This window comes from Variovorax sp. E3 (genome assembly GCF_016082275.1).
In the GTDB taxonomy this organism is placed as follows: Bacteria; Pseudomonadota; Gammaproteobacteria; order Burkholderiales; family Burkholderiaceae_C; genus Variovorax.
This window is the reverse complement of sequence record NZ_MOWM01000334.1, coordinates 1-1,218: the sequence shown is the minus strand read 5'-3', so window position 1 is coordinate 1,218 and position 1,218 is coordinate 1. Positions and strand designations below refer to the sequence as shown.

The window sequence follows — 1,218 nt, the reverse complement described above, 5'->3', positions numbered from 1 at the left end:
GGTGCCTCGGCATGCGTGCCGGGCGCGGCTTCCGCATCGCTCGGGCTCGGCGCCTGCTCGGCGCTTTCGCCGAACTCGGCGGCCGCCTGGCCTTCGGCCACGATTTCGGTCGCGCCGACCGACGGGCCGTCGCTCACGCGCGCGATCTGCTCGGCCTTCGGTGCCGGGGGCGGTGCTTCGCCACGCAGCGCGCCTTCGAGGCGGGCGATGGCCGCGCGGATCTTCTGCACGTCGCCGCCGGCATTGGCGGCGTCGAGCGCCTTCGAGGCGTCGAGCACATAGCGGTCGTGCTCGCTCATGGCGGCCGAGGCCTTTTCGCGCTCCGCCGTCTTGCGGTTGAAGGCTTCGTCGATGGGGGCGCGGAAGGCGTCCCACAGCTTCTGTTCGTGGCGACGGTCGAGCGGCACGCCTTGCGCTTCGGCTTGCCAGCGCTGCTGCAGCGCCTTGACGGCGTCGATGCGCAGCATCGGCTGGGCGCCGAGTTCGGTCGCCTCGGCGATCATGGCCTGGCGGCGTTCGACGCTGGCCTTCTGGGCGGTCTCGAACGGTGCGCGGGCGGCGCCGAAGGCTTCGTTCCACTGCGGCTGCAGTTCGGCGAACACCTTCTCGCCCACATGGCCGGCGTCACGCCAGCGGTCGGCGAACTGGTGCAGCGCGCGGTTGTGCGCCTTCAGGTCGGTGGCGCCGGCATGCTCGGCGGCCCAGGCCTTGACTTCTTCGATCAGCGCGACACGGTGGGCGCGGTGCTCGGCCGCGTCGGCACGGACCTTTTCGAGCCAGGCCTCAACCACCTTGTGGGCTTCGTTGCAGGCTTCGTCGAAGCGCTTCCAGAGCGCGTGGTTCGGCACGCCGCCCTGGTCGGCCTGCTTCCACTGGTCGCGCAGGGCGCGCAGTGTTTCCTGCATCTTGCGGCCGCCGAGGGCCTGGCCTTCGGGGCGCTTGAGCAGGCCTTCGGCCTTGGCGACGAGGTCTTCGCGCACCTTGTCGGCGCTCCAGCGCTGCCAGCCTTCGAGTTCACCGGCGGCCACCAGCGCGGCGTGCACGCGGGCTTCGAGCGGCGCATCGACCAGCTTGCCGTGCTCCTTGAGCACGGCGCGCAGGGCGGCAGCCGCACCGGCGCTCGCCTTGCCGTGGCCTTCGGCGGTTTCCTGCTCGAGCTTGGCGAGCGCGGCCTGCACCGCGTCTTGCGCGGCGGCGCGCACGGCCGGGTCGACCTTG

At 72.1% G+C, this 1,218-nt stretch carries 1 protein-coding gene; it reads right to left on the bottom strand.

Features of this window, described 5'->3' with window-relative positions; translation table 11 throughout:
* Nucleotides 1-1,218, bottom strand: a 1,218-nt coding sequence (locus tag BMG07_RS40650; protein WP_198089207.1) for a DUF349 domain-containing protein, incomplete at both ends; no start/stop codon positions are given.